Here is a 21,406-nt window from a genome sequence, read left to right on the forward strand (position 1 = left end):
CAGCTACCGCGTCAGCAGCAGCGCTTCACCCTGGCCGCCACCGCCGCATAGAGCCACCGCGGCCTTGCCGGAGCCGCGCCGGGCCAGTTCGAGGGCAGCGTGCAGCGCGATACGTCCGCCGCTCGACCCGATCGGGTGGCCGATCGCGATGCCGCCGCCGTGAATGTTCACGACGTCGGCACTGACGCCGAGCACCTTCGATGATTGGTGCACGACGGAGGCGAATGCCTCGTTGATCTCGACCAGGTCGAGGTCGGCGGCGGTCCAGCCCTCGCGCTTCAGGGCGTGCGCGATGGCATTGGCCGGCTGGGAGTGCAGGGAGTTGTCGGGGCCGGCGACCTGGCCGCTCGCCTTGATCACGGCGAGCCAGGGCAGGCCGTGCTTTTCGGCCCAGGCGCGGCTGGTCACGACGACGGCGCTCGCGCCATCGCTCAGCGGGGCGGCGTTTCCGGCGGTGATGCTCCCTGCCGGGTCGAACGCTGGACGCAGCCGGCCGAGCGTCTCGGTCGTGCTCTCGGCGCGTACGCCCTCATCGGTGCTGATCACGAGCGGCTCACCCTTACGCTGCGGCACGCTGATCGGGGTGATCTCGTCGTGGAACACGTCGGCGGCTGCGGCTGCGGCGGCACGCTGGTGTGAGGCAGCGGCGATTTCGTCCTGCTCGAGGCGGGTTTGGCCGAGCCGGGCGTTGGCGCGTTCGGTGGAGAGCCCCATGGAGAGCCCGTCGAAGGCGTCGGTGAGTCCGTCGTGCGCGGCATGGTCGAGCGCGGACACGGTTCCGTAGTTCCAGCCCTGGCGGGAACCGGGCAGCAGGTGGGGCGCGCGGGACATGGACTCCTGGCCACCGGCCACGACGACATCCGCTTCGCCGAGCCGCACCAGCCGGGCGGCATCGATGACAGCGGCCAGGCCGGAGAGACACACCTTGTTGAGCGTCATAGCCGGTACATTCCACGGGATGCCCGCCGCGACGCCGGACTGCCGGGCCGGGTTCTGCCCGCAGCCGGCCTGCAAAACCTGCCCCATCAGCACGAAGTCCACCTGCTCCGGTGCTACTCCGGCCCGGGCGAGGGCGCCGGCAATGGCCGCCGCGCCGAGGTCAACGGCGGTGAGGGACGCGAGTTGCCCGTTCACGCGACCCTGCGGGGTGCGCGATCCGGCCAGGATTACGACGTCGGTTTCGGTCATCGGGACTCCTTTGTCGTGCATGTTTGATCGAGGTAATCCACCCAGCATATGGGTGCCCAGTGCGGATACGTTCGCCGACCTCGTGCACGCAGCCGCGTTCCGGGAGACGCTGCCAGCACGGCTTGAGCGCAGATCTCGGGCGGCATTCAGCTTGCCCGCTGCGGCGACAACTAAGCTAAGCAGGTGGCTGCAATCAACTTGGGGATGCCCAAAGTACCTGAGGTACTCGCTCCCAGACGCAAATCCCGTCAGATCAAGGTCGGAAAGGTTTTGGTCGGTGGCGATGCTCAAGTGAGCGTGCAATCGATGACGACCACCCCGACCACCAACATCAACGCGACGCTTCAGCAGATCGCCGAACTCACGGCGACCGGCTGTGACATCGTGCGTGTGGCGGTGCCGACCCGCGACGACGCTGAGGCGCTGCCGATCATCGCCAAGAAGAGCCAGATCCCCGTGATCGCGGACATCCACTTCCAGCCCAACTACGTGTTCGCCGCGATCGACGCCGGCTGCGCGGCGGTGCGCGTGAACCCGGGCAATATTCGCAAGTTCGACGACCAGGTGGGCAAGATTGCCGCCGCGGCGAAGGCCGCCGGGGTGAGCATCCGCATCGGCGTCAACGCTGGCTCGCTCGAGCCAAGCCTGATGCAGAAGTACGGCAAGGCCACCCCTGAGGCGCTCGTTGAGAGCGCCGTCTGGGAGGCGAGCCTGTTCGAGGAGCACGACTTTCACGACTTCAAGATCTCGGTCAAGCACAACGACCCGGTGATCATGGTCAAGGCCTATCGTCTGCTAGCCGAGCGCGGCGACTGGCCGTTGCACCTCGGTGTGACCGAGGCCGGTCCGAGTTTTCAGGGCACCATCAAGAGCGCCACGGCGTTCGGACTGCTGCTCGGTGAGGGCATTGGCGACACCATCCGCGTGTCGCTGAGCGCCCCGCCGGTCGAAGAAATCAAGGTGGGTCTGCAGATTCTGCAGTCGCTCAACCTGCGTGAGCGCAAGCTTGAGATCGTCTCCTGCCCCAGCTGCGGCCGGGCCCAAGTGGATGTCTACAAGCTCGCCAACGACGTCACCGACGGGCTTGAAGGAATGACCGTGCCGCTGCGCGTCGCCGTCATGGGTTGTGTCGTCAACGGACCGGGCGAGGCTCGCGAGGCCGACCTCGGCGTCGCGAGCGGAAACGGTCGCGGTCAGATCTTTGTGCGCGGCGAGGTCATCAAGACCGTGCCGGAGTCTGAGATCGTGAAGACCCTGATCGAAGAAGCCAATCGTCTCGCCGCCGAGATGCCTGCCGCTGAACTCGGCAGCCCCACGGTGTCCGTCGGCTCGCAGTAGTTCAAGAACGAGCCACCAAGATGAAATGTTCCACGACCGGGAACGGTTCGTAGAAGCGGTGACATTCGACGGAATGGCAACGACGGAATCGGCACACCCGAAGCGCTGAAGTACGGCTTTCGCGAAGACTGGTCTCGCAGAATCACCATGGAAATTGATTGGGTAAATCTGGTCCCCATCGTCGCGATCATCAGCGGTATCGTCTATGCAATCTTCGACCAATTTTTTAAAACCCGCCGTCGCCTGGCTGAAGCCGAGGGCACTTCAGCGTTGCGCAAAGCGCTGACGCAGAGCAACCAGACCAATACCGCGCTGCTGAAGAAATTGACCGCAATGGACTCGCGGCTGGGGGCCATCGAGCGCACCCTGAGCGCGGTCGGCTGAGCCCTGCGGCTGCGGGGGCCGTAGAGCCGGCGCGCGCGTAAGGTAGACGGGTGCCTACACGTCTCTCCAACTACTTCCTCCGTACACTCCGCGAAGACCCCTCCGACGCCGAGGTGACCAGCCACCGCCTGCTCGTGCGGGCCGGCTACATCCGTCGTCAGGCCCCGGGCATTTTCGCCTGGCTGCCGCTCGGCTTGCGGGTGAAGGCCAAAGTGGAGCGCATCATCCGTGAAGAGATGACCGCGGCCGGCGCGCACGAGGTGCACTTTCCGGCGCTACTGCCGCGTGAGCCCTACGAGTTGACCGGCCGCTGGGACGAATACGGCGAGGGCCTGTTCCGCCTGAAAGACCGCAAGGGCTCCGACATGCTGCTCGCGCCGACCCACGAAGAGGTCTTCGCGCTGCTCGTCAAAGACCTGTACAGCAGCTACAAGGACCTGCCGCTATCGATCTACCAGATTCAGGACAAGTACCGCGACGAGGCACGCTCACGCGGCGGACTGCTGCGCGGCCGCGAATTCACCATGAAAGACGCGTACTCCTTCGACTACACCGACGCCGGCCTCGACCTGAGCTACCAGCTGCAGCGCGACGCCTACGAGCGCATTTTCAACCGGTTCGGCCTCGAATACGAGATCGTCCAAGCGGATGCCGGCGCCATGGGTGGCTCCAAAAGCGAAGAGTTTTTGCACCCCACCCCGGTGGGTGAAGACACCTTCGTGCGCAGCGTTGGCGGCTACGCGGCCAACACCGAGGCCTTTCGCACCCTCGTTCCGGCCGACAAAGATTTCAGCACCCTGCCCGCCGCGCAGGTCTTCGACACCCCGAACACTCCGACCATTCAGACGCTCGTCGACAAGGCCAACGCCGAGCGCCCGCGCCTCGACGGTCGCGAGTGGACCGCAGCCGACACCCTCAAGAACGTCGTGCTCGCGCTCACGAACCTTGACGGCACCCGTGAACTCATCGCGATCGGCGTTCCCGGCGACCGCGAAGTCGACCTCAAGCGCGTCGAGGTCGCCTTCGCCCCCGCCGAGGTCGAGGCCGCCAACGAGGGCGACTTCGCCAAGAACCCCGGCCTGGTCAAGGGGTATATCGGCCCGTGGGGAGCAGCTGGCGCCGTGCTCGGTACCAAGTCGACCACCGGCATCCGTTTTCTGGTCGACCCGCGCGTGGTCGCCGGAACCGAGTGGATCACCGGCGCCAACGAAGCGGGCCGGCACGTGTTCGGCCTCGTCGCCGGCCGTGACTTCGCCATCGACGACGTGGTCGAAGCCTCCGACGTGCGCGCCGGCGACCCGGCGCCCGACGGCTCCGGCCCGGTCGAACTTATTCGTGGCATGGAAATCGGGCACGTGTTCCAGCTCGGTCGCAAGTACGCCGAGGTGCTCGGTCTCAAGGTTCTCGACGAGAACGGCAAGCTGGTCACGGTCACGATGGGTTCTTACGGCATCGGCGTCACCCGCATCCTCGCGGTCATCGCCGAACTCAATAACGACGCCAAGGGCCTGATCTGGCCCGAATCGGTCACCCCGTTCGACGTGCACGTGATCGCCACCGGCCGCGACGAAATCGTCTTCGATACCTCGGAGGCCGTTGTTGCCGCGATCGAAGCCACCGGCCGCGAGGTGCTCTACGACGACCGCCGCAAGGTTTCGCCCGGCGTCAAGTTCGGTGACGCCGAGCTCATCGGCGTGCCGTGGATCGTGATCGTGGGTCGCGGCGCCGCCGACGGCATCGTCGAGCTGTGGAACCGTCGCACCGGCGACCGCGAGCAGGTCGACGTCGCTGACGTCGCCAGGCACTTCGTCTAAGAATCGTTTTATCGAGAACGGATACTGCCGGCCAACTGAGCAGGCAGCATCCGTTCTGCAGCGAGCCAGCGCTGGACCGACCCACCGCGGGGAGAATGGGTGACGGGACGCCGCAGATTCGGGTACCGTTGTATTCAGCCCGCTGCGCGGTTTCGCGGCGGCAAGATCATGCGACTAGATCGTACGTAGAGGAGGCCGGCCATGGACATCGACCTCAGTGTTTTGCGGCTATTGGAGCGCGAAAAAGAGATTCCATTCGAGGAACTCGTGCAAATCATCGAACAGGCGATTCTGACCGCCTATGTCAAGCACATCCAGCAAGACGTGTCGAAGCTGGAAGCTTCGAAGATTGCTGAAGCCAAGCACGATATCCAGGAAGTGCCCGAAGCGCGCGTCGTTCTCGATCGCAAGTCCGGGCACGTGGACATCTACATTCCCGAGCACGACGACGAGGGCAACGTCATCGGCGAAGCCGTGGACAACCCCACCGACTTCGGTCGCATCGCCGCTTTCGCCGCCAAGCAGGTCATCAACCAGCGTCTGCGCGACCTGGCCGATGACGCCGTGCTCGGTCAGTTCAAGGGTCGCGAAGGTGACATCATCGCCGGAATCATTCAGCAGGGCCCTAACCCCCGCATGATTCACGTCGACCTCGGCACCATCGAAGCGATCATGCCGCCCGAGGAGCAGGTTCCTACCGAGAGCTACGTTCACGGCGCGCGCATTCGCGTGTTCGTGACGGCCGTCGGTCGTGGGCTCAAGGGCCCGCAGATCACCGTATCGCGCACCCACCCTTCGCTCGTGCGCAAGCTGTTTGCGCTCGAGGTTCCCGAGATCGCCAGCGGAGTCGTCGAGATCGTCTCGCTCGCCCGCGAAGCCGGCCACCGCACCAAGATCGCCGTGCGCGCCACCGAACCCGGCGTGAACGCCAAGGGTGCCTGCATCGGCGAACTCGGCCAGCGCGTGCGCGCCGTGACCGTCGAGCTCAACAACGAGAAGATCGACATCGTCGACTTCTCGCCTGACCTCGCGACCTTCGTCGCGAGCGCTCTGTCGCCGGCCAAGGTGACGAGCGCCTACGTGATCGACGAGTCGATCAAGGCTGTGCGTGCCCTCGTGCCCGACTACCAGCTGTCGCTCGCGATCGGCAAAGAGGGCCAGAATGCGCGCCTCGCCGCCAAATTGACCGGTGCGAAAATCGACATTCAGCCCGACAGCATTCTGGAGGATGCCGAATAGGGGGTACGATGAATTCCGTTAGAACGTGTATTGGCTGCCGTTCGCGCGCCCCTCGATCCTCACTTTTGCGGATCGTTGCTGGGAAATCAGAAGTTGTGGTGGATGAAACCGCCACAATCCCCGGTAGAGGTGCGTGGCTGCACGCCCTTGAAGCGTGCTTTCAGGATGCCGTAAGGCGCCACGCTTTCGGGCGTGCTTTTCGCGTGACCAGGTCACTGGACGCGAAACAACTAGAGAACAGGCTGAATTGGCTTATGGATAACTAATGAGCGGCTCGAAATGAGACCCGTCCGTTATTAACGGTCTGCCCCTTTCCGGGTGCAGACCCGGAACAGGAGAATTGTGGCTGCGAAACCACGCGTACACGAGATCGCTACCGAGCTCGGAGTCGACAGCAAGGTAGCCCTTGCTAAATTGAAAGAAATGGGCGAGTTCGTAAAAGGACCGTCTTCCAGTGTTGAACCGCCCGTAGCACGTCGCCTTCGAGCCGCTCTTGAGGCCGAAAGCAAGGCCGCTAAGGCTGCAACGCCAGCGCCCGCCGCCGGAGAAGCTGTAAAGGCAACGCCCGCTCGTCCGAGCCACGGCGCCAAGCCCGGTGCTCGTCCCGGCCCCAAGCCCGCCGCCGAGCCGGTAGCTCCGGTCGTCGTGGAGACCCCGGTAGCGGATGCTGCGCCCGTTCCGGTCGCACCGCTCACCGTCGCCGAGCGCCAGGCTCAGGCCGCGGAGAAGGCTGCTGCTGCGGAGAAGGCTGCTGCCGCCGCGGGTGACAAGCCCAGCACGGACACCCCCGAAGCGAAGGCCATGGAAGGATCGGCTACGCCGGTCAAGCCGGGCATGCCTCGCCCGGGAGCTGCGCGCCCCGGCAACAACCCGTTTGCCAGCAACCAGGGCATGGGCCAGCGCCCAGCTCAGCCGCCGCGTCCGGGGAACAACCCGTTCGCGAGCGCACAGGGCATGGGCCAGCGCCCCGCAACACCCACCCCGAGCAACATTCCGCGCCCTCCGGCGCCGCGCCCCGGTGCCCCTCGCCCCGGTGGACCCGGCCAGGCGGCACGCCCGACCGGTTTCGGTCAGCGCCCAGGCGCCTTCCAGCGCCCCGGCGGCGCCCCGGGAGGAGCCGGCGCCGCACGCCCCGGATTCACTCGCCCCGGAGCTCCTGCCGGAGCCCCCGGCTTCGGCCCGCCCCGCCCTGCCGGTGGAGGAGGCGGAGCCGGTCGCGGTCGCGGTCCGGGCGGTGGCACCGCTGGTGCCTTCGGTCGCGGTGGCGGCAAGAACAAGGCGCGCAAGTCGAAGCGTACGAAGAGAGCAGAGTTCGAGCTGCGCGAGGCCCCGTCGCTGGGTGGAGTATCCGTACCCCGCGGCGACGGTGGCACCGTTGTTCGTCTGCGCCGCGGAGCATCCATCACGGACTTCGCCGACAAGATTGACGCGAGCCCCGGAAACCTCGTTACCGTGCTGTTCCACCTCGGTGAAATGGCCACGGCAACGGAGTCCCTCGACGAGGCCACGTTCGACGTACTCGGCAGCGAACTCGGCTACAAGATTCAGATGGTCTCGCCCGATGACGAAGACCGTGAGCTGCTGCTCGCGTTCGATATCGACATCGATCAGGAACTCGAAGACGAAACCGACGAGGACCTTGCGATTCGTCCTCCCGTCGTCACCGTCATGGGCCACGTAGACCACGGTAAGACCGCGCTGCTTGACGCGATCCGTAACGCCAAGGTTGCCGAGGGCGAGGCCGGTGGTATCACGCAGCACATCGGTGCCTACCAGATCATCACCGAGCACGAGGGCATCGACCGTGCCATGACCTTCATTGACACACCGGGCCACGAGGCGTTCACCGCCATGCGTGCTCGTGGTGCGCAGGTCACCGACATCGCGATCCTCGTGGTTGCCGCCGACGACGGCATCATGCCGCAGACGATTGAGGCGCTCAACCACGCCCAGGCCGCCAACGTGCCGATCGTGGTTGCAGTGAACAAGATTGACAAGCCAGGCGCCAACCCGCAGAAGGTGCGTCAGCAGCTGACCGAATTCGGCCTCGTCGCCGAAGAGTACGGCGGAGACGTCATGTTCGTCGACGTGTCGGCCAAGAACAAGACCGGTATCAAGGAAATTCTTGACGCCGTGCTCCTGGTCGCCGATGCCGCACTCGACATGCGCTCCAACCCGAACAAGGACGCCCGCGGTGTCGCCATCGAGGCTCGCCTGGATAAGGGCCGCGGCGCGGTGGCAACCGTGCTCATCCAGTCCGGAACGCTGCACGTCGGAGACTCCATCGTCGCCGGAACGGCCTACGGCCGCGTTCGTGCGATGGCCGACGAAAACGGCGTTGCCGTTCTCGCCGCCACGCCGTCCCGCGCGGTCCAGGTGCAGGGTCTGTCGAGCGTTCCCCGCGCCGGTGACACCTTCCTCGTCATCGAGGAAGACCGCACCGCCCGTCAGATCGCCGAGAAGCGTGAAGCCGCCGAGCGCAACGCACTGCTGGCCAAGGCCCGCAAGCGCATCAGCCTCGAAGACTTCACCCGTGCGCTCGAAGAGGGCAAGGTCGAGTCGCTCAACCTCATCATCAAGGGTGACGTCTCCGGTGCCGTTGAGGCCCTGGAAGAGTCGCTCCTCAAGATCGAGGTCGACGATTCGGTGCAGCTGCGCATCATCCACCGTGGTGTCGGTGCGGTCACGGAGAGCGACGTCAACCTCGCTACCGTCGACAACGCCATCATTATCGGGTTCAACGTTCGCCCGGACACGAAGGCCCGCGAGCGTGCTGCTCGCGAAGGCGTCGACGTGCGCTTCTACTCCGTCATCTACTCCGCGCTCGAGGACATCGAAAGTTCCCTCAAGGGAATGCTCAAGCCCGAGTACGAAGAGATCCAGAGTGGTATCGCCGAAATTCGCGAGGTCTTCAGCTCGTCGAAGTTCGGAAACGTCGCCGGTGTCATCGTTCGCTCCGGTACCATCACCCGAAATGCCAAGGCTCGCGTTATCCGCGAGGGCATTGTGGTGGGGGACAACCTGGGCATCGAGTCGCTGCGCCGCTTCAAGGACGATGTCACCGAGGTCCGTACGGACTTCGAGTGTGGTATCGGACTGGGCAAGTTCAACGACATCCGAATTGGCGATGAGATCGAGACCATCGAAATGAAGGAGAAGCCGCGCGTCTAGCGTTGGTTTGGGGGTCGGGCTTCTCGCGAAGCCCGACTTCTGTATTGGGTCGGTCTTTTCATTGAGACCCGACCGTGGGTCGGGTCTCCGCAAATTTCCCCTCGAAAAAGAAAGAGAGCGGGGACCCCTACCCCGATTCCCTTTTCAAGGGGTAATTTGCTCCGACCCTCAGTTGGGTTCGCGGCATCCGTTTAATACGGTTTGAAAACGCAGAATGATCCGGCGCTTCGGCGCCGGCAAACAAGGAGTAGTGCAATGGCAGATCCGGAACGCGCCAGAAAGATGGCGGACCGCATTAAGGTCATCATCGCCAAGCGGCTGGAACGCGGCTTGCGCGACCCGAGGCTCGGGTTTGTGACCATCACAGACGTGAAGGTCACCGGGGATCTGCAGCACGCCTCGGTGTTTTACACCGTCTACGGCTCGATCGAAGAGCGCACGGACAGTGCAGCCGCACTCAAGGCCGCCACCGGCCTGATGCGCAGCGAGGTCGGCAAGAACATCACCGCGAGGCTCACCCCGTCGATCGAGTTCATCGCCGACGGTATTCCGGAGAACGCAGCGTTGATCGATGATCTGTTGCGTGAGGCGCACGATCGCGACACCGCGACCGAGGACAGCAAGGGCACGGCGACCTATGCCGGCGACGCCGATCCGTACAAGAAGCCGCGGGACTACGACCTCGAAGACGACGAGGCCGACGACGTGTCGGCTGACTCCGACGGCTCCGACGCTGCGAGCACCGCGAAGCACTAGCGCCACCTTTGACCGGGCCCGGGCCCGGTCAGTTTAAAAGGCGGCGGGTTTACGGTGCTGGTGCTGGTGCTGGTGCTGGTGCTGGTGCTGGTGCTGGTGGGGCGGCAGGGTGCGGCTAGTGGATGGCGGGGGCGCGCTGGTAGCGCGCGAAACGGTAGGGCGGGCCGGTGCTGGAGTGGAGCCATCCGCTGGCTGGATTGGTGTTTACACGGGTCCAGTCGGGCGTGAGCGCTGGGGCGCGGGTATCGCCGGCGAACTGTTCGTCTATCTCGGTCAGCTCGAGGGTGTCGGCGTGCGGGAGGGCGAGGCGAAAGATCTCGGCGCCGCCGATCACCCAGACCGGCCCAGCGGCAGTCACGATTGCGTCGTCGAAGCTGTGCACAACGGATGCCCCGGGCGCGGCCCAGTCCCGTTGGCGCGTGATCACGACGTTGTGGCGGCCCGCCAGGGGACGGAAGCGTTCGGGAATCGAGTCCCAGGTGAGCCGGCCCATGATGACGACACCACCACCGGTGATCGCACGAAAATGGGCGAGGTCCTCGGGCAGGTGCCAGGGGAGGCGGCCGTCGAAACCGATCACACCATTGCGGCTTTGCGCCCAGATCAGACCGATGCTCATGACATCCCGTCGGGCAGGGTGTAACCGTCGGGGGAGTCGACCGCCAGGCCGTCGGCCACGAGGCTGTGCAGCGCGCGCTGCAACTGGGCCGCCTCTGGCCAGAGCGAGGCAATCTCGGCTTCCGTTACGGCGCGGTGGGTGGAGCGCAGCTCGGCCATGATCAGGCCGCGTACCTGCCGGTCGCTGCCCGCGAACTTCTTCTGCACGGTCTTGCGCGTTCCGGTGAACTCGGGGTAGTCGGCGGCGCGCCAGGCACAGTCGTCCCGAATCGGGCAGATATCGCAGTGCGGGCTGCGGCTGGTGCAGACGACCGCGCCGAGCTCCATGATCGCTGCGTTGAACAGGGCGGCTTCGAGCGCGCTGCCCGGCAGCAGGGCACCCATCGCCTCGAGGTCACGCCCGCGGCTGGGCGGTGCCGGTTCTCCAGCGCCCGCGACGGCGCGGGCAATCACCCGCCGAGTGTTGGTATCGACGACCGGATGCCGGTGGCCATACGCGAACGCTGCCACCGCACGCGCGGTGTAGTCCCCGATCCCGGTCAGAGCCAGCAGCGCATCGATGTCGGAGGGGACGACGCCGCCGTGTTGCTCGGTGATCTGCACGGCCGCAGCGTGGAGCCACAGGGCGCGCCGCGGGTACCCGAGGCTGGACCAGGCGCGCACCGCTTCGCTCGGCGGCACCGCGGCGAGGTCGGCGGGTGTCGGCCACCGCGCGAGCCACTCCTGTAGCCGGGGAATGACCCGCTTCACCGGGGTCTGCTGCAGCATGAATTCGCTCACCAGAATGCCCCAGGCGCCGAATCCCTCGCGGCGCCAGGGCAGGTCGCGGGCGTTGGCCAGGAACCAGGCGTTGAGCGTGGTGCTGACATCAGCCGTCCTGCTGTCGGCCACCGCGCCCGGAGCGGCCGCACGAGCGGCGTTGTCTCCGGTGCCGGCAACTGTTGCGACGGGCACACCGGGCGCGTCCTGCGGCGCAGCGGGATCATTCGAGGGCGCGATGTTCATTCTTTCTAATCTAGGCTCGTTTCATGAAGCTGGTTTCCACACCCCGGATCGAATTTTTACGCACCTTGGCCGCCGAGATTCTGCACAATTACGGCCGAGGTCGTACGATCATTGCCGTCGACGGCAGCGAGATCGACGGCAGCGAGAAAGCTGGCCGCGTTGGCTTCGCCGACGACCTCGCGGCGGTGTTCCGCGAGACCGAACACACCACGTTTAGAGCCAGCCTGCGAAATTTTCAGCACTCACGCGCCGAGCAACAGCGACTCGGCGGAGACCGCGTCGATGTTTCCGAGCGGTTGTACCGGGTCGGGTATGACTACTCGGCGCTGCGCCGCGTATTGGTCGAACCCTTTCGCCTGGGTGGCAGTACCGGGTTCGTCACCGAGGAATTCGACCCCGACCGCGATGCCTGGATTCAACCGACCTGGCAGACCGCCCCGGCTGACGCCATACTCATCGTCGACGGAGCCTACAGCAACCGACCGGAATTACACGGGCTGTGGCTGTTCAGCGTGCTGCTTGAATCGGAGCCAGGGAGCGACTCCGACCGGCAGTACCTCGCCGATGTGCGCCCGCGGGACCTGGTTTCGGCGGTCGTCGACAACACCAACGCCACCCTTCCGCGGCGGGTCTTGACCGACCGCTGCTAGCGGCTGGTGGCGGTGAGCTGATCGAACCGGGCCATGACTTGCGCCGGTTTCAGGAATTCCCGGCTGATCTCCACCTCGTGCACCAGCGCGGTCAGGAGCGCGTTGACCGGTGCCCGTCGTCCGGCCAGTTCGGCCTGGCGCACGACAGCGCCATTGAGGTGGTCGATTTCGGTCAGGTGGGCCCGCTTGATGCTCTGCAGGGTCGACCCCAGATTGGCGACCGGACCCATTTTTGCGCCCATGCGCAGCGGCAGGGTCTGTCCGAGAGCCACCGGCAGCCGCGCGAACACGCGCAGGCTGCGATCGCTCATCCCCTGCAGTGACCCAAAGGTGACGTGGCGGGCCATCCCCACCTGCACGGTCTCCTGCATACTTTCGGTCAGGATTCGGCGCAGCGGTGCATCGGCGATGATCGCCTGGACGCTCAGCCCGGTGATGGCCGGCAGGGCGTTGAGCATGTTCACCACAAGCTTGGTCCACTGGGCGCCCACGAAGTCTTCGGCGGCGAAGGTGGGGAACGCCTCGTCCAGCACCGCCTGCCAGTGCTGGGTGGCAGCATCCGCTTTTCCGTTGCCGCGACCGAGGTAGCTTGATGCTGCGGTGGTCACCCGCACGCGGCCCGGCCCGATGTAGTGCGCGGCAATGAGGGTGAGCAGGCCGAAGCATTCCGAGTTGGGCAGCAGATCCTGGGCGATTCGCACCCCGTCCAGCCCGTTCTGCACGACGATCACCGGTGAGCCGTCGAGCAGCTCGGCGTTCTCGGCGATGGCGGCCGCGGCATCCTGCGCCTTCGTGCAGATGAGGGTCAGATCCGGCGTTTCGGTCAGAATCTCCCGCACCAACACGCGGCATTGCGCATCCCCGTAACCGCCGGTGAGTCGGATTCCGTTCTCTCGAATCAGCGACCTGGCGACCTCGCGGGCCGTGATGGTGAGATCGTGGCCGGCTCGCGCGAACAGGGTGGCGAAGAGTCCGCCCAGGGCGCCGGCGCCGATCACAGCAATTCGCATAGCCCCAGCCTAGATCGCGTTTCGAGCGGGAGCGTTCCACGCTGGTACCCTCATGGAGTGACTAGCGGCCTCCTCCTCATTGACAAGGCGCAGGGCTGGACCAGCCATGACGCTGTCGCCCGAACCCGGCGCCTGGCCGGGACCCGCAAGGTCGGCCACGCCGGCACCCTCGATCCGATGGCCACCGGCCTGCTCGTGCTCGGCATCGACAGCTCGACCCGGCTGCTCACCTTTGTCGTCGGGCAGGGCAAGGAATACCTTGCGACCATTCGTCTGGGGCAGTCCACCACGACCGATGACGCCGAGGGCGATGTACTCACTCGCGCACCGGGCGAACAGGTCGCCGCGATCACCGCCGAAGCCGTCATCGCGGGTATTGACAACCTCACCGGCGATATCAACCAGCAGCCGAGTGCCGTCAGCGCCATCAAGGTCGATGGAAAACGGGCTTACGCCCGGGTGCGTGCCGGCGAAGACGTGCAGCTGCCGCCGCGACCGGTCACGGTGAGCGGTTTCGACCTGCTCACGAGCACGCCTGGCGACGGTTTTCTCGACCTCGAGGTGCGGGTCGAGTGCAGCTCCGGCACCTATATTCGTGCCCTCGCCCGTGACCTCGGTGTGGCACTCGGCGTCGGCGGCCACCTCACCGTGCTGCGCCGCACGAGAATCGGCCCGTTCCGCATCGAGAACGCGGCCACGCTCGAGCAGGTCGATGTCGTCGCCAACCTCATTTCTCCAGCGGATGCCGCCACCCGGCTGCTGGCGCGCCTCGACCTGTCCGCAGAGCAAGCCATCGACCTCGGTCATGGAAAACGCATCACCGTGGAGAAAGACGCCACCCGCACCGGTCCGGTCGCCGCCATTGCGCCGGACGGGCGCCTGGTCGGATTGGTCGAGTATCGCGGCGACCAGGCCAAGTCGCTGCTGAACTTTCCGCCAGATCTCCCGACCGCCACCGAACCGGAACACAGCTCATGATCGAATGGTTCACTTGGCTGCAGCTCGGCATCGCCGTGCCCGGCGGAGTGCTCTGTGTCATCCTCGGCCTGCTCGGCCGCAAACCCACCGACCTCACCATGGGCGCGGCCGCCCTCGTCGAGCTGCTGCTCATCGTGCAGCTCGCTGCCGCGATCGCGGCGCCACTGGCCGGCAACGACGCCACCGGCAGTCTGCTCGAGTTCTACACCTACCTGGTCAGTGCCATTGCGCTGCCGGTCGCGGCCGGATTCTGGGCGCTGGTCGAACGCAGCCGCTGGAGCACCGTCATTCTCGGCGTAACCTGCCTGTCGGTCGCGGTCATGCTCTACCGCATGAACCAGATCTGGAACGTGCAGGGGAGCTGACCCGGTTTCGGTAGCCCCGCGGAAGCTGCAATAATTATCGAGCAATGAAAACAGAGCGATGACAGAATCCCCGACCGAGAAGCCCGCCGCCGCCGAGCGGGTGAGCGGCATCGGTCGACTCCTCATCGCCGTTTACGGCGTGCTGGCCCTCGCCGCCACCGGCCGCTCCTTCGTACAAATCGCGCGGGCCTTCGATGAAGCCCCGCTCGCTTATTCCTTGTCTGCTCTCGCCGCGGTGGTCTATATCGTGGCCACGGTGGCCCTGATGCGGCGCAGCATCCGCTGGTATCGCATCGCCTGGATCACGATCAGCTTTGAACTGCTGGGCGTACTCGTCGTCGGTACCCTGAGTCTGGTTGATCCGGCGCTGTTCGAGCACGCGACCGTCTGGTCGATCTACGGCAGCGGATACCTCTTCATTCCCCTCGTGCTGCCCCTGCTGGGCATGTGGTGGCTCGCCCGCCACCGCGTCGCGTCGGTGAGCGAGGGTCGCGCATGAAGATTCTGAACGGCGTCGAGTCCGTGCCGAGCGACTGGCCCGACTCGGCCGTGAGCATCGGCAAGTTCGACGGCGTCCATGCCGGACACCGGGCGGTCATCGCCGAGCTCCAGACCGTCGCCGAGCGCGAACAGCTGGCGGCCGTCGTCGTGACGTTCGACCGGCATCCGCTCGCCCTGCTCTCGCCGCAAAACTGCCCGAGAACGCTGGTCAGCGCGGAGCAGAAACTCAACCTGATCGCCGAGACCGGGATCGACGCGACCCTGCTGCTTGAGTTCAACCACGCCCTGTCCAGCCTTCCGCCGCGCGAATTCATCGAAAACATTCTGGTCACCGCCCTGCACGCCCGTTTCGTGCTCGTCGGTCGTGACTTTCGGTTCGGAGCCAAGGGGGCCGGCGACGTCGCCCTGCTGAGGCAACTCGGCCTCGAATTCGGCTACACCGTCGGACTGATCGACGATGTGAAACCAGACGGGGAACGCCGGGTCTCGTCCACCTGGATTCGCGAATTGCTCGGCGCCGGTGCGGTGCGCGACGCCGGAGACCTGCTCGGGCATCTGCCGACCGTGCGAGGAATGGTGGTGCACGGCGCAGCCCGCGGTCGCGAACTGGGCTTTCCCACCGCGAACCTGTCCACCGATTCCGAGGGTCTGATTCCGGCCGATGGCGTCTATGCCGGTTGGCTGACGGATGCCGGTGCTCGCTACCCGGCGGCGATTTCGGTTGGCAACAATCCCACCTTCGACGGGGTGGCGCAGAAGCAGGTCGAGGCCTACGTGCTCGATGAGACCGAGCTGGACCTATACGACCGTGTGGTCGACGTCGCGTTCGTTGAGCGGATTCGCGGCATGGTCGCCTACGCCGGCATCGACCCGTTGATCGAGCAGATTCGCGACGACGTGGCGCGGGTGCGCACGATCCTGGGCCCGTAAATCCGGGAATGGTTTAGTCCAGTCGGAGCCGGTTACCGACGGCGAACCAGGCGGTCGCGCCAAACACCGGGGCGAGCAGCACCGCCAGGACCCAGTTGGTGCGCTTGGTCGGACACAGGTGTGCGGCCCGCCCGATCTGCACCATGGCGACGAGGGAGAGGGTGAGCACGACCAGCCCAGCAAGCACCGCCACCATGATGCCGACCCACTCGTGACCGCCGATGTTTTCCATGCCCCAAACCATACCAAACAGTATGTTTATTGTTTCGCGCAATGGGGTAACGGTATCTGAGCACTGGCACGCGGGGCTTAGCCCCAAAAGGGGGTGCCGTCAAGGCCCTCGGGGGGAGTCGATGCGGGTCGTTGCCCCGGGTATTCTGGAAACTCGCGCATTTCCCGGGGGATCTAATGTCACAACAAGTACGAGCGATCGAAACGCGCGCCGCGATAATTCGCGGTGCAGCAGCGGCCTTTGAGCAGCGCGGTTACGGGAGTACGTCCCTTGCCCAGGTCAGCGGCGCCGCCGGCGTGACGAAGGGCGCGCTGTACTTTCACTTCGATTCGAAGGAAGCCCTCGCCGTAGCGATTATCGCCGCCCAGCACGCGGCGTCGGCGGCGGCCGGGCAGAAGCTCCTCGATGACAACTATCCCGGTTTGCACGCCCTCGTCTCGATGTCCTACGAGCTTGCCCGGCAGCTCCGCGACGACCTCGTCGTGAGCGCCGGCATCCGTTTAACCATCGAAGCGGTGAATTTTTCCACCCCGGTGGCCGGTCCGTACCTCGACTGGATGGTCGCCTGCGAGGAATTCCTCCGCCGGGGGATCGCCTCCGGCGACGTCAACCCAAAGCTGGACGTCAGCGCGGCCGCGCATTTCTGCACCGCGGCCTTCACCGGCGTGCAGGTCGTCTCCGACGTATTGACCAAGCGGGCCGACATTGACCAGCGCCTCACCGAAATGTGGGCCATGCTTCTGCCGGCCCTCGTTGCTCCCGGCCGCTGGGAGGACCTGAAAGACCTACCGGAGCGCATCCGGCGGGAGCGCGCGGGGCTGTAACCGTCGCATCCGCTCGGCTGAACCTCGCCCCCTAGACTGGCCGAGTGACTACCGCAACCCCCAGCCCCCTCTGGCCGGGACGCGGCCTGGCCCTGCTGGGCATCATTCTGGTCGCTGCCAATCTCCGCAACGCGGTGACCGCCCTCTCGCCCATCGTCGCCGAGATCAACGTCGATATTCCGCTCGGAGTGGTAGCTCTCGGCGTGCTCGGCATGCTTCCGCCGGTCTGCTTTGCCGTGTTCGGTATCTTCACCCCCATGATCACCCGCCGCCATGGCCTCGAACTACCCCTCGTACTCGCTCTCCTGGCGATTCTGGTCGGTCATTTCACTCGCGGGTCATCCGGCTCGATCACCATGCTCATTATCGGCAGTGTCATCGCCTTCGCCGGCCTCGGCGTCGGCAATGTGCTCCTGCCGCCGCTGGTCAAGAAGTACTTTCCGGACCGGATCGGCCTCGTCACGTCCCTCTACGCCACAATGATGTCGCTGAGCACCCTCGTTCCTCCGCTCATCGCCGTTCCGGTAGCGGATGCCGCGGGCTGGCGAATCTCGCTCGGCATGTGGATGCTGCTGGCTCTGCTGGCGCTGGTGCCGTGGATCACGATGCTCCTGCGGCACCGCACCGAGCAATCGCCGAGCCCCGTGGTCGATGAGGCCGATGCGGCCATTCTCGGTCGACTGTGGCGATCCTCGATCGCCTGGGCCATCGCCGGCGTGTTCGCGACCTCGTCGCTCAACGCCTACGCCATGTTCGCCTGGCTGCCTCAGCTCCTCGTCGAGACCGCGGGGGCGACTCCGGGCGAGGCGGGGACGCTTCTCGCGGTCTACGCCGGCATGGGAATCCCGTGCGCCCTGATCATTCCGATCCTCACCGCCCGCCTGAAAAATATCGGCCCGCTCGTCTACGTGGGCGTATTCGCGTTCGTAATCGGCGATCTGGGGCTATTGTTGGTGCCGGCGACCCTGACCTGGCTCTGGGTGTCGCTCGCCGGCCTGGGGCCCATGTTTTTCCCGCTGGCTCTCGTGCTCATTAATCTGCGCACCCGCACCCACGCCGGTGCGGTCGCGCTCAGCAGCTTCGTGCAGGGCATCGGTTACACCCTCGGTGCACTGGGCCCGCTGGTTTTCGGCCTGTTGCACGAACTGAGCGGTGGGTGGACCTGGCCGATGGTCTTCCTCCTCGTAACGGCGCTGGTCGTGCTTGTCGCTGGAGCGGTGATCGGTCGACCGCACATGCTCGAAGACGACCTGGCACGCTCCCGCTGAGCCAGCCGGCTACAGCACCAATTCCCCGCGGTGAATCAGCGCTGCGGCGCCGATCAGTGGGCCGTCGCCCGAGAGGGTCGAGTGCACCACGCGCACCCGGGTGGCGTAGGCGAATTGCACGCGTTCCAGGATCGCTGCGCGAGCGAAATCCAGCAGGTCGGGGGTGACATTCGAGAAGCCACCACCGATGGCGACCACGTCGAGGTCGAGCAGCGTCGCTGCCGAGGCGATTGCCTGGCCGAGGGCCCGGCCGCTGCGCTTTACGGCCAGAATCGCGATCGGGTCGGCGGCCGCGTAGGCCGCCGCCAGGTCCTCGCCAGACTCGCCGGTGAAGCCCTGAGATCTGGCCCAGGCGACGGTTTTCGGCCCGGAGGCGATCGCCTCGATGCAGCCGGTGCCGCCGCAGGCGCAGGCATCCAGGAAGCCGCCGACCTCGATGTGGCCGATATGACCGGCATTTCCGGTGGGACCGGACACCGTGACGCCGCCGAGAATCAGGCCGCCACCGACACCGGTCGACACGATCATGCCCATTAGGTTGTCGACTCCGCGGCCCGCGCCCACCCAGTGTTCGGCCAGGGTGATGCACAGGCCGTCCATGCGCAGCCGCACATCCAGACCGGGAACCAGCTCGGCCACGAGCTCCTGGAGCCCGAACTCGCGCCACACCGGCAGATTGAGCGGCGACACCGCCCCCGAGTGCAGGTGAATCGGCCCGGCACAGCCAATGCCGACGCCGATCAGCGGATAGCCCGGCGGCACGCTCGCGAGGGTTGCCAGAATGACAGTTCTGACAGCGGATGCGAGCTGCTCACTGGTCGCGCTGGCCCCGGTCGGCGCGCGGTGCCGACTGCTTGGAAGCACCGTACCTCGGTCGTCCACGAGTGCAGCTTCGACCTTGGTTCCTCCAACGTCGACGGCGAGAACGTACTCGAGAGCTTCATTGGCGCGCATGCTCTGATCGTATGGGATGGGTTCGCTCAACGCGCCCAGCGGAGGCTCCTGCTCAAAAGAGCAAGATCGCCTACAGCTGTTGATTCACGCGCCGGGCCCACGTAGGCTGGACTCAACCGATTGGACCGCGAACCGTATATGAGCGACACCGACGAACTCCTCTCCATCCGTGCGGCCGAGCTGTACTACGAAGAAAACCAGACCCAGGATGAGATCGGCGTGATTCTGCGCCTCACCCGCTGGAAGGTCGGCCGGCTGCTCGCGAGCGCTAAGGCGAACGGCTTCATCCGCATCGAAATCGTGCACCCGCGCGCCCGCCGGCTGCCGATCGAACGACGGCTGCGCGAATCGACCGGTCTGACCGATGCCATCGTGGTGTCCTCCGCCGGGGTGTCGAGCGATGCCGAGCTGCAATCGCGCACCGCACAGGCCGCCGCCGACTATCTCACGAGCCTCCGCCCGATTCCGCGCACGCTCGGCATCAGCTGGGGTCGCACCCTGCACGACGTGTCCCTGCACCTCAAACAGGGCTGGGCGCCGGGGGTGAACGTGGTGCAGATCAACGGCGGTGTCAGCCTGAATCAGCGCACCGGAACCGCGGCATCCACTGCGGTTACCATCGCGCACAAGGCCGACGGCTCGGCCACCCTGCTGCCGAGCCCCGCCATCTTCGAACGTCTCGAAACCAAACAGGCAATGGAAGCCGACCGCACGGTTGCCGGGGTGCTCGCCCTGGCCCGCAACGCCCAGGCCTACGTCTTCAGTGCGGGGCAGGCGGATGCGAATTCCGCCCTGGTCGACAGCGGCTACCTGACGGTCGCCCAGATCGACGACCTCGTGGCGCGCGGCGCCGTCGGCGACGTCGTCGGCCGCTACATCGACCACAACGGCCGAATCGTCGACCCCGAACTCAACGAACGCACGGTCGGCATCCAGCTCGACCAGTTGCGCCGCGCCCCGCTCACCATCGCCGTCATCTCCGGACGCTCCAAACACGCCATCGCCCGCGCCGTCGTGCGCAACGGGCTGTGCACCGTTCTGGTGACCGACGAAGACACCGCGAATGCCCTCCTCCAAGACTGAACATCTGTGACCCATAACACCAGTGCCACCGCACAGCACGTATATGCCCAGAAGGACACCCCATGACCAGTAGCCCCTTGGCCACCTACCAACCCGATCAGCGCGCCGCCTCGTTGATCGGCGGGGAGGCCACCGACGCCAACCTGCGCCGGTACCTGCACGGCATCCCCGGAATCGACGCCGTCGGCCTCGAAGCCCGCGCCGCCGACCTGGGCACCCGCTCGATTAAGACCAGCTCCAAGCGCTGGGCGATCGACACCATCATCGGACTGATCGACCTCACCACCCTCGAGGGCGCCGACACCCCCGGCAAGGTGCGTTCACTCGTCGCCAAGGCGCTGGTACCAGACCCGGGCGACCCCGGCTGCCCGCGCGTCGCCGCGGTCTGCGTCTACGGCGACATGGTCGGCACGGCCGTCACCGCGCTCGGCTCCGCCCACGCCGCCGGCGGCACCGAGGGAGCCGGTGTTCAGCGGGTACATGTGGCCGCCGTCGCCACCGCTTTCCCCAGCGGCCGCGCCTCGCTCGCCATCAAGCTCGCCGATGTGCGCGACTCGGTCGCCGCCGGCGCCGACGAAATCGACATGGTCATCGACCGTGGCGCCTTTCTGGCCGGCCGCTTCGGCCAGGTCTACGACGAGATCGTCGCGGTGAAAGACGCCTGCCGCCGCGCCGACGGATCGGTGGCCCACCTCAAGGTGATCCTCGAGACCGGCGAGCTGAACACCTACGATAACGTGCGCCGCGCCTCCTGGCTGGCCATTCTGGCCGGCGGCGACTTCATTAAGACCTCCACCGGCAAGGTCGCTCCGGCCGCAACGCTGCCGGTGACGCTGTCCATGCTCGAGGTCGTGCGTGACTGGCACCGCCTCACCGGCGTGCGCATCGGCGTGAAGCCGGCCGGCGGCATCCGCACCTCGAAGGACGCCATCAAGTACCTCGTGACCGTCGCCGAAACGGTGGGAGAGGAGTGGCTCGTGCCGCACCTGTTCCGCTTCGGTGCCTCCAGCCTGCTGAACGACGTGCTGTTGCAGCGCCAGAAGATGACGACCGGGCACTACTCCGGCCCCGACTACGTGACGATTGATTAGGAACGAC

At 65.9% G+C, this 21,406-nt stretch carries 22 protein-coding genes; 16 read left to right on the top strand and 6 right to left on the bottom strand.

Annotated elements, in window-relative coordinates:
- Positions 1–3: 3 nt before the first annotated feature.
- Positions 4–1,188, bottom strand: coding sequence for an acetyl-CoA C-acetyltransferase (locus tag E3O11_RS11280; RefSeq protein WP_092450078.1), 1,185 nt, complete (start codon positions 1,186–1,188; stop codon positions 4–6).
- 183 nt (positions 1,189–1,371) lie between these two features.
- On the opposite strand from E3O11_RS11280, the gene ispG reads away from it, so the two are divergent.
- From ispG to rbfA, 7 genes are all read left to right on the top strand, one after another.
- A complete protein-coding gene (gene ispG, locus E3O11_RS11285) occupies positions 1,372–2,526 on the top strand; it encodes a flavodoxin-dependent (E)-4-hydroxy-3-methylbut-2-enyl-diphosphate synthase (protein WP_170851566.1) in 1,155 nt (384 codons plus the stop codon).
- Positions 2,527–2,673: 147 nt separating this feature from the next.
- On the top strand, positions 2,674–2,910 hold the full coding sequence (locus E3O11_RS11290; RefSeq protein ID WP_241994705.1) for a hypothetical protein: 237 nt from the start codon (positions 2,674–2,676) through the stop codon (positions 2,908–2,910).
- Between the two features lie 50 nt (positions 2,911–2,960).
- Complete coding sequence (locus E3O11_RS11295; RefSeq protein WP_092450072.1) at positions 2,961–4,724, top strand: proline--tRNA ligase; 1,764 nt, start codon at positions 2,961–2,963, stop codon at positions 4,722–4,724.
- Between the two features lie 201 nt (positions 4,725–4,925).
- Positions 4,926–5,963 (top strand): transcription termination factor NusA, encoded by a 1,038-nt coding sequence (gene nusA / locus E3O11_RS11300; protein WP_092450070.1) that lies wholly within the window; start codon positions 4,926–4,928, stop codon positions 5,961–5,963.
- 8 nt (positions 5,964–5,971) lie between these two features.
- Positions 5,972–6,229, top strand: a complete 258-nt coding sequence (locus tag E3O11_RS11305) for a YlxR family protein (RefSeq protein ID WP_092450068.1) — start codon at positions 5,972–5,974, stop codon at positions 6,227–6,229.
- Between the two features lie 76 nt (positions 6,230–6,305).
- A complete protein-coding gene (infB, locus tag E3O11_RS11310; protein WP_092450066.1) occupies positions 6,306–9,134 on the top strand; it encodes a translation initiation factor IF-2 in 2,829 nt (942 codons plus the stop codon).
- Between the two features lie 255 nt (positions 9,135–9,389).
- On the top strand, positions 9,390–9,890 hold the full coding sequence (rbfA, locus tag E3O11_RS11315; RefSeq protein WP_092450064.1) for a 30S ribosome-binding factor RbfA: 501 nt from the start codon (positions 9,390–9,392) through the stop codon (positions 9,888–9,890).
- Positions 9,891–10,005: 115 nt separating this feature from the next.
- Here the strand turns inward: rbfA and E3O11_RS11320 are convergent, their stop codons facing one another.
- Complete coding sequence (locus tag E3O11_RS11320) at positions 10,006–10,509, bottom strand: dihydrofolate reductase (RefSeq protein WP_092450062.1); 504 nt, start codon at positions 10,507–10,509, stop codon at positions 10,006–10,008.
- Positions 10,506–11,513 (bottom strand): HhH-GPD family protein, encoded by a 1,008-nt coding sequence (locus E3O11_RS11325; RefSeq protein WP_092450060.1) that lies wholly within the window; start codon positions 11,511–11,513, stop codon positions 10,506–10,508. Before E3O11_RS11325 ends, E3O11_RS11320 begins: the two co-directional genes overlap by 4 nt.
- Before the next feature lie 23 nt (positions 11,514–11,536).
- On the opposite strand from E3O11_RS11325, the gene E3O11_RS11330 reads away from it, so the two are divergent.
- Entirely contained in the window at positions 11,537–12,163 is a 627-nt protein-coding gene (locus E3O11_RS11330) for a nucleoside/nucleotide kinase family protein (protein ID WP_092450058.1), read from the top strand.
- On the opposite strand, the gene E3O11_RS11335 is transcribed toward E3O11_RS11330, so the two are convergent.
- Positions 12,160–13,173, bottom strand: a complete 1,014-nt coding sequence (locus E3O11_RS11335; RefSeq protein ID WP_092450056.1) for a ketopantoate reductase family protein — start codon at positions 13,171–13,173, stop codon at positions 12,160–12,162. The two genes, E3O11_RS11330 and E3O11_RS11335, sit on opposite strands and share 4 nt — an antisense overlap.
- 57 nt (positions 13,174–13,230) lie before the next feature.
- Here E3O11_RS11335 and truB point away from each other — a divergent pair, with 57 nt between their 5' ends.
- Genes truB through E3O11_RS11355 form a run of 4 tightly spaced genes read left to right on the top strand, consistent with a single transcriptional unit; the run spans position 13,231 to position 15,947 of the window.
- A complete protein-coding gene (truB, locus tag E3O11_RS11340) occupies positions 13,231–14,151 on the top strand; it encodes a tRNA pseudouridine(55) synthase TruB (RefSeq protein ID WP_092450054.1) in 921 nt (306 codons plus the stop codon).
- On the top strand, positions 14,148–14,516 hold the full coding sequence (locus tag E3O11_RS11345) for a hypothetical protein (RefSeq protein ID WP_092450052.1): 369 nt from the start codon (positions 14,148–14,150) through the stop codon (positions 14,514–14,516). Before truB ends, E3O11_RS11345 begins: the two co-directional genes overlap by 4 nt.
- A gap of 58 nt (positions 14,517–14,574) precedes the next feature.
- The gene (locus tag E3O11_RS11350; RefSeq protein WP_092450050.1) at positions 14,575–15,015 is read left to right on the top strand and encodes a hypothetical protein; all 441 of its coding nucleotides are present in this window, start codon (positions 14,575–14,577) and stop codon (positions 15,013–15,015) included.
- The gene (locus tag E3O11_RS11355; RefSeq protein ID WP_092450048.1) at positions 15,012–15,947 is read left to right on the top strand and encodes a bifunctional riboflavin kinase/FAD synthetase; all 936 of its coding nucleotides are present in this window, start codon (positions 15,012–15,014) and stop codon (positions 15,945–15,947) included. Before E3O11_RS11350 ends, E3O11_RS11355 begins: the two co-directional genes overlap by 4 nt.
- A 13-nt stretch (positions 15,948–15,960) precedes the next feature.
- Here the strand turns inward: E3O11_RS11355 and E3O11_RS11360 are convergent, their stop codons facing one another.
- Positions 15,961–16,179 (bottom strand): hypothetical protein, encoded by a 219-nt coding sequence (locus E3O11_RS11360; RefSeq protein WP_092450046.1) that lies wholly within the window; start codon positions 16,177–16,179, stop codon positions 15,961–15,963.
- A 176-nt stretch (positions 16,180–16,355) separates the two neighbouring features.
- Here E3O11_RS11360 and E3O11_RS11365 point away from each other — a divergent pair, with 176 nt between their 5' ends.
- Both E3O11_RS11365 and E3O11_RS11370 read left to right on the top strand, forming a co-directional pair.
- Positions 16,356–17,003 carry a ScbR family autoregulator-binding transcription factor gene (locus E3O11_RS11365; protein ID WP_092450044.1) on the top strand — a complete coding sequence of 216 codons (648 nt, stop codon included), beginning with the start codon at positions 16,356–16,358 and terminating at the stop codon, positions 17,001–17,003.
- 44 nt (positions 17,004–17,047) lie between these two features.
- A complete protein-coding gene (locus E3O11_RS11370; protein WP_092450042.1) occupies positions 17,048–18,271 on the top strand; it encodes an MFS transporter in 1,224 nt (407 codons plus the stop codon).
- A gap of 9 nt (positions 18,272–18,280) precedes the next feature.
- Here E3O11_RS11370 and E3O11_RS11375 read toward each other — a convergent pair whose 3' ends face one another.
- Positions 18,281–19,225: an ROK family protein gene (locus tag E3O11_RS11375; RefSeq protein ID WP_092450040.1), complete on the bottom strand. Its 945-nt coding sequence runs from the start codon at positions 19,223–19,225 to the stop codon at positions 18,281–18,283.
- 138 nt (positions 19,226–19,363) lie between these two features.
- Between E3O11_RS11375 and E3O11_RS11380 the strand changes: the two genes are divergently transcribed.
- Together E3O11_RS11380 and deoC are read left to right on the top strand one after the other, a co-directional pair.
- Positions 19,364–20,308 (top strand): sugar-binding transcriptional regulator, encoded by a 945-nt coding sequence (locus E3O11_RS11380; RefSeq protein ID WP_092450038.1) that lies wholly within the window; start codon positions 19,364–19,366, stop codon positions 20,306–20,308.
- A gap of 62 nt (positions 20,309–20,370) precedes the next feature.
- The gene (deoC, locus tag E3O11_RS11385) at positions 20,371–21,399 is read left to right on the top strand and encodes a deoxyribose-phosphate aldolase (RefSeq protein WP_092450036.1); all 1,029 of its coding nucleotides are present in this window, start codon (positions 20,371–20,373) and stop codon (positions 21,397–21,399) included.
- Positions 21,400–21,406 lie beyond the last annotated feature (7 nt).

The sequence above is a fragment of the Cryobacterium levicorallinum genome (assembly GCF_004402405.1).
Classification (GTDB): domain Bacteria; phylum Actinomycetota; class Actinomycetes; order Actinomycetales; family Microbacteriaceae; genus Cryobacterium; species Cryobacterium levicorallinum.

What these genes read in the sequence shown, in the direction of transcription:
- E3O11_RS11280 (WP_092450078.1), bottom strand. Translation starts at nt 1,188, where the DNA reads ATGACCGAAACCGACGTCGTAATCCTGGCCGGATCGCGCACCCCGCAG.
- E3O11_RS11290 (WP_241994705.1), top strand. Translation starts at nt 2,674, where the DNA reads ATGGAAATTGATTGGGTAAATCTGGTCCCCATCGTCGCGATCATCAGC.
- nusA (WP_092450070.1), top strand. Translation starts at nt 4,926, where the DNA reads ATGGACATCGACCTCAGTGTTTTGCGGCTATTGGAGCGCGAAAAAGAG.
- E3O11_RS11305 (WP_092450068.1), top strand. Translation starts at nt 5,972, where the DNA reads ATGAATTCCGTTAGAACGTGTATTGGCTGCCGTTCGCGCGCCCCTCGA.
- rbfA (WP_092450064.1), top strand. Translation starts at nt 9,390, where the DNA reads ATGGCAGATCCGGAACGCGCCAGAAAGATGGCGGACCGCATTAAGGTC.
- E3O11_RS11320 (WP_092450062.1), bottom strand. Translation starts at nt 10,509, where the DNA reads ATGAGCATCGGTCTGATCTGGGCGCAAAGCCGCAATGGTGTGATCGGT.
- E3O11_RS11325 (WP_092450060.1), bottom strand. Translation starts at nt 11,513, where the DNA reads ATGAACATCGCGCCCTCGAATGATCCCGCTGCGCCGCAGGACGCGCCC.
- E3O11_RS11330 (WP_092450058.1), top strand. Translation starts at nt 11,537, where the DNA reads ATGAAGCTGGTTTCCACACCCCGGATCGAATTTTTACGCACCTTGGCC.
- E3O11_RS11335 (WP_092450056.1), bottom strand. Translation starts at nt 13,173, where the DNA reads ATGCGAATTGCTGTGATCGGCGCCGGCGCCCTGGGCGGACTCTTCGCC.
- E3O11_RS11345 (WP_092450052.1), top strand. Translation starts at nt 14,148, where the DNA reads ATGATCGAATGGTTCACTTGGCTGCAGCTCGGCATCGCCGTGCCCGGC.
- E3O11_RS11350 (WP_092450050.1), top strand. Translation starts at nt 14,575, where the DNA reads ATGACAGAATCCCCGACCGAGAAGCCCGCCGCCGCCGAGCGGGTGAGC.
- E3O11_RS11355 (WP_092450048.1), top strand. Translation starts at nt 15,012, where the DNA reads ATGAAGATTCTGAACGGCGTCGAGTCCGTGCCGAGCGACTGGCCCGAC.
- E3O11_RS11360 (WP_092450046.1), bottom strand. Translation starts at nt 16,179, where the DNA reads ATGGAAAACATCGGCGGTCACGAGTGGGTCGGCATCATGGTGGCGGTG.
- E3O11_RS11365 (WP_092450044.1), top strand. Translation starts at nt 16,356, where the DNA reads ATGTCACAACAAGTACGAGCGATCGAAACGCGCGCCGCGATAATTCGC.
- E3O11_RS11375 (WP_092450040.1), bottom strand. Translation starts at nt 19,225, where the DNA reads ATGCGCGCCAATGAAGCTCTCGAGTACGTTCTCGCCGTCGACGTTGGA.
- E3O11_RS11380 (WP_092450038.1), top strand. Translation starts at nt 19,364, where the DNA reads ATGAGCGACACCGACGAACTCCTCTCCATCCGTGCGGCCGAGCTGTAC.
- deoC (WP_092450036.1), top strand. Translation starts at nt 20,371, where the DNA reads ATGACCAGTAGCCCCTTGGCCACCTACCAACCCGATCAGCGCGCCGCC.